Below are 13,503 nucleotides of genomic sequence, written 5' to 3' on the forward strand. Positions count from 1 at the left end.
CAGAAAGGGTGGCACTGCGTGCCACCCTTTCCCTTCTGCACTCGCTCAAGATCCGCTCATCTGAGCCTTGCATACATCAAACGTGGCGAGAATCACGCCCTCGAATGGCCTACCCGAGGTCTCCGAGGTCCCCGGACGGCTCGTCGTAGCCGAGTCCGCAGCCGCGCAGCACCGCCAGATCGACGTCCTCCAGACTCCTGGCGAAGTACCGCCCCGCCGCCGGGTCCACCGGCAGCAGCGAGGGCACCACCAGCACCGCGCAGCCGGCCGCCTGCGCCGAGGCGCTGCCGTCCGGCGAGTCCTCCACGGCGACACACACGGCGGGCCCGACGCCCAGCCGCTCGGCCGCCGCCCGGTAGGGATCGGGGTGCGGCTTGGTCCGTACGGTGTCGTCGGCGGAGAGCGTGAAGGCGAACGGCACATCGGCCAGCGAACCCGCGACCACCGAGTCCACGACGGCCCGCGGCGACGCGCTCACCAGCGCGAAGGGCACCTCGGCCCGCTCCAGTTCGGCCAGCAGCCGCCGGGCGCCGGGCCGCAGCGGCGCCCCCGCCTCCACGCGCCGGAAGAAGGACCCGGTCAGCTCCGCGGCGACGGTCTCGGCGCATCCGCCCCCCGTGACGCGCACCAGATGAGCGGCGGTGTCGGCGACCGCCCGGCCGACCACCTCGGGGGCGTCCGCGCCGGTGAGCCGGTGGCCGAGGCTCCCGGCGATCTCGTCCGCCGTCTCCCACCACAGCACCTCGGTGTCCACGAGGGTGCCGTCCATGTCGAAGAGCACGGCCGCCGGCGTCGTCGCCTTACTCACGCGCCGCTGCCCGGGGCCGGCACCACGAGGACGGGGCGCCGCGCGGGCTCGACCCTCGCGCGTACCCCCGGGACCAGTTCGCCCGCGTCCCTGGACGGCACATCGGACTTCACGGAACCGCCGCCGGGCAGATCGAGCAGTACGCGGGTGACCGAGCCGAAGAAGGACGCGGACACGACCGTCGCCGTACCGGCCGGATCGGCGGTGGCGGTGATGTTCTCGGGCCGGATCAGCACCTCCACCTCCCGGCCCGCCGAGGGGAGTTCACCGTCCACGGGCAGGGTGACGCCCGCGACCTCGACCTGCCGGCCGTCCGTGAGCCGGCCGGTCAGCCGGTTCATCGTGCCGACGAACTCGGCGACGAACGCCGTGGCGGGCCGCTCGTACAGCTCCGCGGGCGGCGCGCACTGCTCCAGCCGGCCCGCGTTGAGCACCGCCACCCGGTCGGCCATGGAAAGCGCCTCCTCCTGGTCGTGGGTGACGAAGATGGTGGTGATGCCCAGCGACAGCTGGAGCCGCCGGATCTCCTCGCGCAGCGTCAGCCTGACCTTGGCATCGAGTGCCGACAGGGGCTCGTCCAGCAGCAGGACGCGCGGGCGCAGCGCCAGCGCGCGGGCCAGCGCGACCCGCTGCTGCTGGCCGCCGGACATCTGGTGCGGATAGCGGTCGCCGTGCTCGGGAAGGCCGACCAGATCGAGGAGTTCGGCCGCGCGGGCGCGCCGCTCGGCGGCGGACACCTTGCGCACCCGCAGTCCGAAGGCCACGTTGTCGCGGGCGTTGAGATGCGGGAAGAGGCTGTACGACTGGAAGACCATGCCCGCGTCGCGCCGGTTGGCCGGTACGCGGGTGATGTCCTGCCCGTCCACCAGCACCTCGCCCGAGTCCGGCTGCTCGAAGCCGGCCAGGACCCGCAGCGCCGTGGTCTTGCCACAGCCCGAGGGGCCGAGCAGCGCGAGGAGTTCACCGGGCCGCGCCGTCAGATCGAGCCCGTCGAGGGCGACGGTCGGGCCGAACGCCCGGCGCAGACCGCGGAATTCGACCAGGGCGCCGGTCGCGCCCGCGGTCTCCTCCTCCGGACGGTCTTCGATTGCTGTCGAGGTGAGTGACATGGGAGGTCTACTCCTTGCCGGAGGCGGAAGGGGCGGGTGGCGCGGGCGTGGCCGAGGCGGCGCGGGTCCCCGCGCGCGACAGAAGCAGCAGCAGCGCCCAGGTGATCAGCAGGCTGAGCAGCGAGACGGCCACCGACATCCGCGCCTGCGCGCCGGAGACGGAGACGATCCACACCGCGAACGGCTGGAAGCCGAGCAGCGAGGCGATCGTGTACTCCCCGAGCACCAGCGCCAGGGTGAGGAAGGAGGCACCGGCCAGCGAGGAGCGGAGGTTGGGCAGGATGACCCGCAGGATCACATACGGCCTGCTCGCCCCGCAGTTGCGCGCGGCCTCCACCAGGGTCGGTACGTCCACGGCGCGCAGCCCGGCGTCCAGTGAGCGGTAGACGAACGGCAGCGCGAGCACGGTGTAGGCGAGCACCAGCACGACCGGGAACGACTCGTTCTGCACGGCCAGAAAGGTCTGGTAGAGCGGGGTACGGGAGAGATGGTCCGGTCCCCAGCGCAGTACGGTCGTGACGCCGGTGACCAGCGCGATCGGTGGCACCACCAGCGGCAGCATGCAGACGATCTCGACGAGCGGGCGCAGCCGGGGCGCGCCGAGCCGTACCGCGATCAGCGCCGGCACGGCCAGCAGCAGCGCGAGCGCGATGGTGGCGGCGGCCAGCCCGAGGGAGAGCAGCAGGCTCCGGGTGAAGCCCTCGGCGGAGAGGATCCCGGTGTACGCGGCGAAGGAGACGCCCTGTCCCGGCGTGTGGACCGTGAAGACGAACGAGGACAGCAGCGGTACGAGGAAGTAGAGCCCGGCGAACGCCAGCACCGCGCCACGCCAGACGCGGGGGCGGCGGCGCGCCCGTACCCGTACGGCCTTGCCGTCCCGCGCCCGGGGCGGGGTCCCGCCGGGGGCGGGGGCGGCGGTCGGTGTCAGTGCAGCCATCGGGTGCTCCGTCGCTGGAGGGGCAGATAGACCGCCATGACCAGAGCGGCGATCACGATCATGTCGAGGCTCAGCGCGAGCGCCACGTTCTCCTGGCCGACCAGGACATTGCCGGAGAGCGCGTCGGCGATCTTCAGCGTCACCAGCGGGACCGAACCGCCCACCAGCGCGGCGGCGGTGGCGTGCGCGGCGAAGGCGCTGCCGAAGAGCAGCACGAACCCGCCGAGCAGCGAGGGCGCGAGGACCGGCAGTCCGACATGGCGCCAGAACTGCCAGGTGGTGGCGCCGGTGTTCTGCGCCGCCTCGCGCCACTGCGGGCGCAGACCGTCCAGCGCCGGGACGCTGACCAGCACCATCAACGGCACCAGGAAGTAGAGGTAGATGACGACGAGCCCGGTGAACGAGTACAGGTTCCAGCCCGCGCTGTCGAGATGGCCGAGCCGGGTGACCACCCCGGAGATGCCGAGGGTGGCGACGAACGCGAACGCCAGCGGGATACCGCCGAAGTTGGCGAGCACCCCGGACGCGGTGAGGACGGCGTTGCGCAGCGCGCCGCCGCGCGAGGTGACGACCGCCTGGGCGATCAGGGTGCCGAGCAGGGTGGCGATCACGGCGGTCAGCGCGGCGAGTTCGACGCTGCCGGCCAGCGAGGTCAGATACGGGCCCTGGAGCGAACGCTGAAGATGTTCACCGGTCAGAGCGGTGGCGCCGGTGGCCGGGTCGTCGCGGGTGACGGCCCCGTACACCAGCGCGCCCACCGGCAGTCCGAAGCACAGCGCGGCGAAGACGAGCAGCGGGAGGGCGCCGAACCAGGCGCGCGGCGCCCGCCGCCGACGGCGTGTTCCGTCGGCGGCGCCCGGTGCGGACGAGGAGGGGGTGGGCATCAGGAGACGGCCTTGTCCCAGTTCTCGGCGAGGGTGGCGTTGGCCTTGTCCAGCTCGGCGGACTCGGGGAAGCTCGGGGTGCCCTCGACCTTGGGGAGCTTGGCGACGAAGGACTTGTCGGCGGTGCCTTCGGTGGTCATCGAGGGCAGCAGCACGGGGCGCGCGTACCCCTTCAGCCACAGGTTCTGGCCCTCGGTGCCGTACAGGAACTCCATCCACAGCCGGGCGGCGGCGGGGTGGGGCGCGTCCTTGTTGATGGCCTGCGAGTAGTACTGCGCGTACACGCCGTCGGCCGGGATGGCGACCTTCCAGTCGACGCCCTTGCCGCGGAACTGGTCGGCGTAACCGGCGTTGAGGTAGTCCCAGTCGATGCTGATGGGCGTCTCGCCCTTCTCGACCGTGGCCGGAGTGGACTCGACGGGGATGAAGTTGCCGTTCTTCTTCAGCTTGCCGAAGAAGTCGATGCCGGGCTGGATGTCGCCGAAGGAGCCCTTGTTGGCGAGCGACGCCGCGTACACCCCGCCGAAGGCCGAACCGGACTTGGTGGGGTTGCCGTTGAGCGCCACCTTGCCCTTGTACTCGGGCTTGAGGAGATCGGCGAAGGTCTGGGGGCAGTTCTTGATCCGGGCCGCGTCGCAGCCGATCGAGACATAGCCGCCGTAGTCGTTGAACCAGCGGCCGTCCTTCTCCTTCTGGGTGTCCGGGATCTTGTCCCACGCCTCGACCTTGTACGGCGCGAAGAGGTTCTCGGCGGCGCCGCTGCGGGCGAAGGCGATCCCGAGGTCCAGGACGTCGGGCGCGCGCTTCTGGCCCTTGCGGGACTTGACGGCGGCGATCTCGTCGGAGCTGGAGGCGTCCGGGTTCTCGCTGCTGACCTTGATCTTGTACTTGGCCTCGAACGCCTTGATGACCTCGCCGTAGTTGGCCCAGTCCGGCGGCAGGGCGATCACATTGAGCGTGCCCTCCTTCTCGGCGGCCTTGACGAGGGCGTCCAGCCCGCCGAAGTCGGCGGCGGAGGCGGCGGTCGCGGCCTTGGCGCCCGCGGCGGAGTCCGCGGAGTCGTCGGGCGCCGCGCCACAGGCGGTGAGCGCGGTGAGCGCGGCGGTGCTGAGCGCCACGGCGGCGGCGAGCCGGCCGTTGGCACGGACACGGAGTCTGGTCACGCGGTGTCTCCCGGAGCGAGAAGTGAGGGTGTCGGGGGGTGCCCGACGGGTGGCGGGGGTGTCGAGGGGGGGTTCACTTGTTCAGACAAGCCGGGATCAGTTCGCCCGGTCCAGATGACCCGGAAGTGAACGAATCATGACCGCGACGGCACGGCCCGAGGAAGACCAAATCCGCACAACTGGCTGGCGATACCAGTGAAGGGGGACTCGAACACCCGCCGAAACGTACGGTTAGAGTGAAGGTCAGGTGCGCGACGGTTTGACGTACCTGTGCACAGTTGACGGATCCGAGGGGGCAGGCGTGGGTTCAGGCGTGAGCGGGTCGCGCTATCTGGAGATCGCCGAGGCGCTGCGGCAGTCGATCCTGAGCGGCGAACACCCCGTGGGCGCCCTGCTGCCCTCGGAGAGCGATCTGGCGGCCCACTGGTCGGTCTCGCGCGGCACGGTACGGCAGGCGGTCGGACTGCTCGCCTCGGAGGGGCTGATCGGCTCCCGGCAGGGCGCGCGCCGAGTCGTCCTGCGCCAGGAGCGCCGCCACAGCTTCCAGCAGCTCAACAGCTTCGCGCAGTGGGCACAGGCCATGGGCTGCGAGGTCTCCAGCCTGATCCTCAGCCGTACGACCCGGCCCGCCACCGCCGAGGAGGCGTCCCGGCTCGGCGTCGCGCCGGGCAGCGAGGTGCTGTACGTCGTACGCGTACGGCGGCTGGACGGGGAGCCGGTGATGGTCGAGCGCACGGCCTATACGGACTGGGTCGCGCCGGTCGTGCGCGCGCTGCCCGACGATGTCGTCTCGATCATGAACAGCATCGCGGAGAACGCCGGCATCGTCGCCCATTACGGCGAGCACCTCATCGACGCCGTCGCGGCGGGCAGCGAGGACGCCCGGCTGCTCCGGGTCCGCCGGGCCAGCCCGCTGCTGCGGCAGCGCCATCTGACGAACACCGCGGCGGGCAGGCCCATCGAGTGGACCGACGACCGCTATCGCGCGGGCAGCGTGGCGTTCAGCGTCAGCAACTCGGCGGCGGCGGCGCCGCTGGAGCGCCAGGCGGGTCCCGAGGTGGCCAGAGGCCCGTCGGGCGACTGACCGCCCGGGAGCGCCCCTCGGTCGGCCCTGTCCCAGGGCGACCGACCGTCCGGGAGCACCCCGGGAGCGCCCCCGGCTCAGCCGCCCGACGTGTCCAGTTCCGCGTCCGCGCCGATACCCGCGCAGTCGTACGGGTCCTTCAGCCAGCCGTCCGGCAGGACGACCCGGTTGTTCCCCGACGTACGCCCGCGCGGCCCGTCCGCGCCGTCCGGCCACGGCTGGTCCAGATCGAGTCCGGCCATCAGCTCGTCCAGCTCGGCGAGCGACGAGGTGATCGCCAGCTGCTTGCGCAGCTGGGAGCCGACCGAGAAGCCCTTCAGATACCAGGCCACATGCTTACGGAAGTCGATCACCCCGCGGGCCTCGTCCCCGATCCACTCCCCCAGCAGTTCGGCGTGGCGCCGCATGACGCCCGTGACCTCGCGCAGTGTGGGCCGCGCCGTCTCACCCCGCCCCTCGAAGGCGGCGACGAGGTCCCCGAAGAGCCATGGCCGGCCCAGGCAGCCGCGCCCCACGACCACACCGTCGCAGCCGGTCTCGCGCACCATCCGCAGCGCGTCGTCCGCCGACCAGATGTCGCCGTTGCCGAGCACGGGGATCTCCGGGACATGCTCCTTGAGCCGCGCGATGGCGTCCCAGTCCGCGGTGCCTCCGTAGTGCTGGGCGGCGGTCCTGCCGTGCAGCGCGATCGCGGTGACGCCGGCCTCGACCGCGATCCGCCCCGCGTCGAGATAGGTGAGATGGTCGTCGTCGATGCCCTTGCGCATCTTCATCGTGACCGGCAGATCCCCGGCGTTGGAGACGGCCTCGCGCAGGATCGCCCGCAGCAGGGGCCGCTTGTACGGGAGGGCCGAGCCGCCGCCCTTGCGGGTGACCTTGGGGACCGGGCAGCCGAAGTTGAGGTCGATGTGGTCGGCCAGATCCTCGTCCACGATCATGCGGACCGCCTTGCCGACGGTGACCGGGTCCACTCCGTACAGCTGGATCGAGCGCGGGGTCTCGGTCGCGTCGAAGTGAATGAGCTGCATGGTCTTCTCGTTGCGCTCCACCAGCGCCCGGGTGGTGATCATCTCGCTGACGAACAGCCCCGCCCCACCACTGAATTCGCGGCAGAGCGTCCGGAACGGGGCGTTGGTGATCCCGGCCATGGGGGCGAGCACCACCGGCGGCCGGACGGTATGGGGGCCGATGGCCAGCGGGGCGGCCGGAGGCGCGGCGAGCGTGGAGAGTGGAGCGGTCATCCGCCCATTGTCGCGCACGACACGAGTCATTAGTTAGTCGTACTATCAATGGATGCCCGAGCTGAGCCATCGACGGCGGATGCTGGTGCTGGCGATCTGCTGTATGAGTCTGTTGCTCGTCAGCCTCGACAACACCATCCTCAACGTCGCCCTGCCCACCATGCAGAAGGAGTTGCATGCCACGGTCGCGGGGCTCCAGTGGACGATCGACGCCTACACCCTCGTCCTCGCCTCGCTGCTGATGCTCGCGGGCTCCACCGCCGACCGGATCGGCCGGCGCCGGGTCTTCAAGACCGGGCTGGTGCTGTTCACACTCGGCTCGCTGCTCTGCTCCCTCGCCCCCAGCCTCGAAACGCTGGTCGCCTTCCGCATGGTCCAGGCGGTCGGCGGCTCGATGCTCAATCCGGTGGCGATGTCGATCATCACCAACACCTTCACCGAACCCCGTGAGCGCGCCCGCGCCATCGGCGCCTGGGGCGCCGTCGTCGGTATCGCGATGGCGGCCGGCCCGCTGATCGGCGGACTGCTGGTGGACTCGGTCGGCTGGCGGTCGATCTTCTGGATCAATATCCCCATCGGGATCGCCGCGTACGTCCTGACCTGGCGCTATGTCCCCGAGTCGCGCGCCCCGAAGCCGCGCCGCCCCGACCCCGTGGGACAGCTGCTGGTCATCGGCGTACTCGGCGCGCTCACCTACGCGATCATCGAGGCTCCCGGGGCGGGCCTGACCTCACCGCTGATCCTGTCCTTCGCCGGTGTCGCGGTCCTCTCGCTCATCGGGCTGCTGCTGTACGAGCCGAGGCGCGCGGAACCACTGATCGAACTGCGCTTCTTCCGCAGCGCGCCGTTCAGCGGCGCGACGGTCATCGCGATCTGCGCCTTCGCCGCACTCGGCGGCTTCCTCTTCCTCAACACGCTCTATCTCCAGAACGTACGGGGCCTGTCCGCGCTCCACGCCGGGCTCTACATCCTGCCGATGGCCGCCCTGACCTTCCTCTGCGCCCCGCTCTCGGGCCGGCTCGTCGGCAGCCGGGGCCCGCGTCTTCCGCTGCTGATCGCGGGGGTCGCGATGACGGCGAGCGGTGTGCTGTTCGCCGTGTTCGACGCGGAGGGGACGACCGCGCTGATGTTCACCGGCTATGTGCTGTTCGGCCTCGGCTTCGGCATGGTGAACGCGCCGATCACCAACACCGCCGTCTCCGGTATGCCCCGCTCCCAGGCGGGCGTCGCCGCCGCCGTCGCCTCCACCAGCCGCCAGATCGGCCAGACGCTGGGCGTGGCCGTGATCGGCGCGGTGCTGGCCGCCGGCACGGTGGGAGCGGTGGGCTCCGCCTCGTACGCGTCGGGGTTCGTGACGGCGAGCCACCCGGCCTGGTGGATCATCACGGCCTGCGGGGCCTGCGTGCTGCTGGTGGGCGCGCTGACCAGCGGCGCCTGGGCGCGCGCGACGGCGTACCGTACGGCGCGGCGTCTGGATCCCGCCGCCGTGGGCGGCGAGGGCGCCATGCGCGAGGCCACTCAGAAGTGGACGGGGCCCGGCGGGGACGTCTGAGCGGACGCCTGAAGCTTCTCCAGCCGGAGCCTGCTCTCCTCGTCCACCGGGACATAGCTGACCAGCCGGGGCCCCGCGGACGGCCCGAGCCAGAGGTTGGTGTGCTCCAGATTGAGCTGCCCCACCTCGGCGTTGTTGAACCTCTTCGTCCTGTCCCCGACCGGGGTGACCACTTCGTGCCGCTCCCAGATCTCACGGAACTCGGGCGAGGCCGCGCGCAACCGTCCCAGCAGCGTCTTCCAGGGAGGCTCCGCGAGATGCTCCGCCATGGAGGCCCGGAACTTGGCCGCCATGATCCGGGTCGTCTCCTCGCGATTGCCGAGGGAGGCGCGGAAGTCCTCGTTGGTGAAGGCGAGCCAGAGACAGTTGCGGTCCTGCGGCGGCACCGAGTCCAGGTCGCACATCATCACGCCGTAGGTGCGGTTGTACGCGAGGATGTCGTACCGGCTGTTCTGCACACACGCCGGAAACGGCTCCAGCCGCTCCAGCATCCGCCGGATCGCGGGCGTGACGGTGGGGCACGGCGTCCCGGGCGCGGGATCCAGCGCCCCGGCCAGCGCGAAGAGATGCGCGCGCTCGCTGGGGTCGAGGAGGAGGGCGCGGGCGAGCGCGTCGAGGACCTGCGCGGAGACCTGTATGGCCCGCGCCTGCTCAAGCCAGGTGTACCAGGTGACACCGACAGCGGAGAGCTGGGCGACCTCCTCGCGGCGCAGCCCGGGGGTACGCCGTCGGCTCCCCCGGTCGAGCCCGACCTGCTCGGGCATGATCCGCTCACGGCGACTGCGCAGGAACCCCGCCAGCTCATGCCGCCGGATATCGCTCTCCTGCCCTGCCTGTGCGGTGGTGGTACTCATGGAACCAGGGTGCGGCATGCCTCAGCCCGTTGCCAGGTGGTGCCGGTACCAGGACAAGAACGCCCGGCCACCCGGCTGAGGGCGCCGCGCACCCCAAGCCCGGTGACAGCGGGCCCAGTCGGGACCGTACGACCGCTGCCACCAGGCATCTCGCGGTGTTGCCCGGGTTTCAGCCGCGCTTCGAGTGCGGCTCCACCGCGGTGTCGGGGCCCGGCGAGACGATCGATTCATGACCGTTCTCGGCGCGCACCTTGAACGGAGGCGAGCCGTTCGGGCCCAGTACCTCCACGACTTCCACGATCCGGTCGTGCTTGCCGACCACCCGGCCGTGCATCACGAGGCGGTCGCCCTTGCTTGCTTTCATCATCACTCCTATGTCACTTGACGTAACCGAGAGTGTACGAAGCGGCCGGTGCGGTCGCCCTCGGTGAAGGAGGGTGTCGCGCCTCAGCCCATTGCCGGGTAGTCCGAGTACCAGGATGAAGAGACTCTGGTACCAGGGTGAGAGATGGGCGATGGTCGATGGAGTGAGCAGAGCATTCGCATCCCTCCGGAAAGCATCCGCCGCCAAGGCACCGTACGCCGCCGGGGCGTCTTCCGGCGGACCGCCCGTCATCCATGACCACGGGTCCGTGCTCGGCACTCTCGGCCTGTTCACCGTGCTCCTCGGTGCGGCGCTCCCCCTCATCGACTTCTTCATCGTCAATGTAGCTCTGCCGACCATCGATCACGATCTGGCCGCGGGCCCCGCCCTGCTGGAGCTGGTGGTGGCCGGGTACGGGCTCTCCTACGCCGTACTGCTCGTTCTCGGCGGGCGGCTCGGGGACATGCTCGGCCGGCGACGGCTCTTCCTCCTCGGCATGGCGGCCTTCGGCATCACCTCGCTCGCCTGCGGCCTCGCACCGAACGCCTGGACGCTGGTCGGCGCCCGGGTGGCGCAGGGCGCCGCGGCGGCGCTGATGCTGCCGCAGGTACTGGCGACGATCCACTCGGCGACGCACGGGCCGCGCCGCGCGAAGGCGCTGAGCCTGTACGGCGCGACGGCCGGGCTCGCGATGGTGGCGGGCCAGATCCTGGGCGGGGTGCTGGTCGCGGCCGATATCGCGGGGAGCGGCTGGCGGGCGATCTTCCTGGTGAATGTGCCGGTGGCGCTGGTGGGCCTGCTCTTCGCGGTCCGTTCGGTGCCGGAGACCCGCTCGCAGCGGCCGGCGCCCGTCGACACTCCCGGGACGGTCCTGCTGGCCGCCGCTCTGGTGACGCTCCTGGCGCCCCTCACAGAGGGCAGGGCCGCCGGGTGGCCCCCTTGGACCTGGGTCTCGCTCGCGGCCTTCCCGATCGTCTCCTACGCGTTCGTACGGGTGGAGCGGCGGGCCGACCGGCAGGGCAGGATGCCGCTCGTACCGCCGAGTCTGCTCGCGCTGGTCACGCTCCGGCGTGGGCTGGCGCTGATCGTGCCGTTCGGGATCGGCTTCGGCGGCTTCATGTTCGTGATCGCCGTCGCCCTCCAGCAGGGTCTGCGGATGGGCGCGGTCGACGCCGGACTGACGCTGGTGCCCATGGCGGTGGCGTTCTTCGGGGCGTCACTGGCGGGACCGCGGCTGATCCGGCGCTACGGGAGCCTGGTGGTCACGGCGGGCGCGGTGTTCCAGATGGCCGGGGTGGCGCTGCTGGCGCTCGCCGTATGGGGCGGCTGGCCCTCGGTCGGCGGGCTGGATCTCCTGCCGGGCATCGCGCTGGCCGGTCTCGGCCAGGGCTTCCAACTGCCGGTCATCATCCGCATCGTGCTCTCCGACATACCGGCGGAGCGGTCCGGGGTGGGCAGCGGTGTGATGGTCACGGCCCAGCAGTCCGCGCTGGCACTGGGGGTGGCGACGCTGGGCTCGCTCTTCCTGACCCTGGCCGCCACGACGGGGATGCGGGACGCCCTGGTGGTCACTCTGCTGGCACAGCTGGGGCTGGTCGTGCTGACGGCGCTGCTGAGCCTGCGGCTGCCACGGAAGATCGGCTGAGCAGCGAAGTCCGGCCGGGCACGGAAGTCCGGCCGGGCCGGCGCGGTACACGCTCATGGCCGTGGGGGCGGGGCGGCGGGGGGGGGNGACGGCGCTGCTGAGCCTGCGGCTGCCACGGAAGATCGGCTGAGCAGCGAAGTCCGGCCGGGCACGGAAGTCCGGCCGGGCCGGCGCGGTACACGCTCATGGCCGTGGGCCCGGATCATCTCGGTGATCCGGGCCCACGGCCTATGGCTGGAGTACGTCAGTCCTGCGCGGCGGCGCCGTCGGTGCCTTCGGCCGCGTCGTCGCTGCGCACGGTGCCTTCCTGGCCGAGGGCGCGCTCACGCATCTTGCGCAGCAGCTCCTGCTTGTGGTCGGCGGATGCCTTGCGATTGGCGTCGCGCGCGGGGGCGCTGGCCTGCGGGTCGGTACGGGCCAGCTTCTTGCGCTGTCCGCCGACGCCGAGAAGGTTGTTACGGCTTTTTGCCATGGGGTTCTCCCGAAGCGATGAGAAGTGATCTGCGGATTCGTCGGTGGGGGGCGGAGCATCGCCGCCGCGCTCTCACTCGTAGATCTGGAAGAACATGCCCGTGACGCTACCACCGGGCAGGGCCGGGACGTAACGCATTTTTGGCGGACACCAGACACGTGAACAGATGAGTGATGACAGATATTGAAATCTGTCATCGCCCATGCCATGGTTGTTGTGCCACTCAGGATCCGCAGGGAGGAACCCTCATGAACGCCATCCCCACGCGCCCCCTCGGCCGCTCAGGACCCCGCGTCTCCGCCCTCGGACTCGGCTGCATGGGCATGTCCGGCGCCTACGGGCAGGAAGACCTGGACCGCGCCGAGTCCATCGCCACCATCCACGCCGCTCTGGACGCGGGCGTCACCCTGCTCGACACAGGCGACTTCTACGGCATGGGCCATAACGAGCTGCTGATCGGCGAAGCCCTGCGCACCGCCCCGGCCGGCGCCCGCGAGCGGGCCCTCACGAGCGTCAAGTTCGGCGCCCTGCGCGATCCGGAGGGCGGGTGGAGCGGTTACGACGGCCGTCCGGCCGCCGTGAAAAACTTCGCCGCGTACTCCCTCCAGCGCCTCGGCACCGACCACATCGACATCTACCGGATCGCCAGGGTCGACCCGGACGTCCCGATCGAGGAGACCGTCGGCGCCATCGCCGAGCTGATCCGGGCCGGGCATGTGCGTCATGTCGGGCTCTCCGAGGTCGGCGCCGACACCATCCGCCGGGCAGCCGCCGTCACCCCGGTCGTCGACCTCCAGATCGAGTACTCACTGCTCTCGCGCGGCATCGAGGACGAGATCCTGCCGGCCGTCCGCGAGCTGGGCATCGGCGTCACGGCGTACGGAGTGCTCTCGCGCGGACTGATCAGCGGGCACTTCACCCGCGACCGGCAGCTGTCCCCCGCCGACTTCCGCGCCATGAGCCCCCGGTTCCAGGGCGACAACCTCCGGCACAATCTCGGGCTGGTCGAGTCGCTGCGGAAGATCGCCGAGCAGAAGGGGGTCTCGGTCGCCCAGATCGCCATCGCCTGGGTGCTCTCGCGGGGCGAGGACATCGTGCCGCTCGTCGGCGCCCGCCGCCGTGACCGGCTGACCGAGGCCCTGGGCGCGCTGGACCTCACGCTGGACGCCGGTGATCTGGCCGCCATCGAGCGCGCCGTACCGTCCGATGCCGCCGCCGGGGACCGCTATCCGGCCGGACAGATGAGGCACCTCGACAGCGAGCGCTGACGAGCGCGGCAGCGCCGACCGGCGCGGAGGGGAGGACCGCCCGCCGGAGACCACCCCGTCGCCTGTCGGACCTGACAGGTAGTGTCATCTGTCGCATCCGCCGTACGAGCCATGAAAGGTCG

Annotated in this window: 13 protein-coding genes; 4 read left to right on the forward strand and 9 right to left on the reverse strand. The window is 71.2% G+C overall.

Features of this window, described 5'->3' with window-relative positions; genetic code table 11:
* Window positions 1-109 precede the first annotated feature (109 nt).
* The 5 genes from M1203_RS10320 to M1203_RS10340 are packed head-to-tail and all read right to left on the reverse strand — an operon-like array spanning window position 110 to window position 4,901.
* Window positions 110-808, reverse strand: a complete 699-nt coding sequence (locus M1203_RS10320) for an HAD family hydrolase (RefSeq protein ID WP_374402616.1) — start codon at window positions 806-808, stop codon at window positions 110-112.
* A complete protein-coding gene (locus M1203_RS10325; RefSeq protein WP_249949274.1) occupies window positions 805-1,917 on the reverse strand; it encodes an ABC transporter ATP-binding protein in 1,113 nt (370 codons plus the stop codon). The genes M1203_RS10320 and M1203_RS10325 overlap by 4 nt, the downstream gene beginning before the upstream one ends.
* A 7-nt stretch (window positions 1,918-1,924) precedes the next feature.
* A complete protein-coding gene (locus M1203_RS10330; RefSeq protein ID WP_249949275.1) occupies window positions 1,925-2,854 on the reverse strand; it encodes an ABC transporter permease in 930 nt (309 codons plus the stop codon).
* Complete coding sequence (locus M1203_RS10335) at window positions 2,842-3,738, reverse strand: ABC transporter permease subunit (protein WP_249949276.1); 897 nt, start codon at window positions 3,736-3,738, stop codon at window positions 2,842-2,844. The genes M1203_RS10330 and M1203_RS10335 overlap by 13 nt, the downstream gene beginning before the upstream one ends.
* Window positions 3,738-4,901: an ABC transporter substrate-binding protein gene (locus tag M1203_RS10340; protein WP_249949277.1), complete on the reverse strand. Its 1,164-nt coding sequence runs from the start codon at window positions 4,899-4,901 to the stop codon at window positions 3,738-3,740. The genes M1203_RS10335 and M1203_RS10340 overlap by 1 nt, the downstream gene beginning before the upstream one ends.
* Before the next feature lie 301 nt (window positions 4,902-5,202).
* Here M1203_RS10340 and M1203_RS10345 point away from each other — a divergent pair, with 301 nt between their 5' ends.
* Window positions 5,203-5,985: a GntR family transcriptional regulator gene (locus M1203_RS10345; protein ID WP_374402620.1), complete on the forward strand. Its 783-nt coding sequence runs from the start codon at window positions 5,203-5,205 to the stop codon at window positions 5,983-5,985.
* A gap of 77 nt (window positions 5,986-6,062) precedes the next feature.
* Here M1203_RS10345 and dusB read toward each other — a convergent pair whose 3' ends face one another.
* Window positions 6,063-7,226 carry a tRNA dihydrouridine synthase DusB gene (gene dusB, locus M1203_RS10350; RefSeq protein WP_249949278.1) on the reverse strand — a complete coding sequence of 388 codons (1,164 nt, stop codon included), beginning with the start codon at window positions 7,224-7,226 and terminating at the stop codon, window positions 6,063-6,065.
* Window positions 7,227-7,278: 52 nt separating this feature from the next.
* Between dusB and M1203_RS10355 the strand changes: the two genes are divergently transcribed.
* Window positions 7,279-8,778 carry an MFS transporter gene (locus M1203_RS10355; protein WP_249949279.1) on the forward strand — a complete coding sequence of 500 codons (1,500 nt, stop codon included), beginning with the start codon at window positions 7,279-7,281 and terminating at the stop codon, window positions 8,776-8,778.
* On the opposite strand, the gene M1203_RS10360 is transcribed toward M1203_RS10355, so the two are convergent.
* Window positions 8,745-9,632 (reverse strand): helix-turn-helix transcriptional regulator, encoded by an 888-nt coding sequence (locus M1203_RS10360; protein WP_249949280.1) that lies wholly within the window; start codon window positions 9,630-9,632, stop codon window positions 8,745-8,747. The two genes, M1203_RS10355 and M1203_RS10360, sit on opposite strands and share 34 nt — an antisense overlap.
* A gap of 169 nt (window positions 9,633-9,801) precedes the next feature.
* Window positions 9,802-9,996, reverse strand: a complete 195-nt coding sequence (locus M1203_RS10365) for a DUF1918 domain-containing protein (protein ID WP_249949281.1) — start codon at window positions 9,994-9,996, stop codon at window positions 9,802-9,804.
* A gap of 151 nt (window positions 9,997-10,147) precedes the next feature.
* Here M1203_RS10365 and M1203_RS10370 point away from each other — a divergent pair, with 151 nt between their 5' ends.
* The gene (locus tag M1203_RS10370; protein WP_249949616.1) at window positions 10,148-11,641 is read left to right on the forward strand and encodes an MFS transporter; all 1,494 of its coding nucleotides are present in this window, start codon (window positions 10,148-10,150) and stop codon (window positions 11,639-11,641) included.
* A gap of 244 nt (window positions 11,642-11,885) precedes the next feature.
* Here the strand turns inward: M1203_RS10370 and M1203_RS10375 are convergent, their stop codons facing one another.
* Window positions 11,886-12,113, reverse strand: a complete 228-nt coding sequence (locus tag M1203_RS10375; protein ID WP_249949282.1) for a DUF6243 family protein — start codon at window positions 12,111-12,113, stop codon at window positions 11,886-11,888.
* Window positions 12,114-12,361: 248 nt separating this feature from the next.
* Here M1203_RS10375 and M1203_RS10380 point away from each other — a divergent pair, with 248 nt between their 5' ends.
* Window positions 12,362-13,381: an aldo/keto reductase gene (locus tag M1203_RS10380; protein ID WP_249949283.1), complete on the forward strand. Its 1,020-nt coding sequence runs from the start codon at window positions 12,362-12,364 to the stop codon at window positions 13,379-13,381.
* The last annotated feature ends 122 nt before the right edge of the window (window positions 13,382-13,503 follow it).

The organism is Streptomyces sp. 35G-GA-8, assembly GCF_023534745.1.
GTDB lineage: Bacteria > Actinomycetota > Actinomycetes > Streptomycetales > Streptomycetaceae > Streptomyces.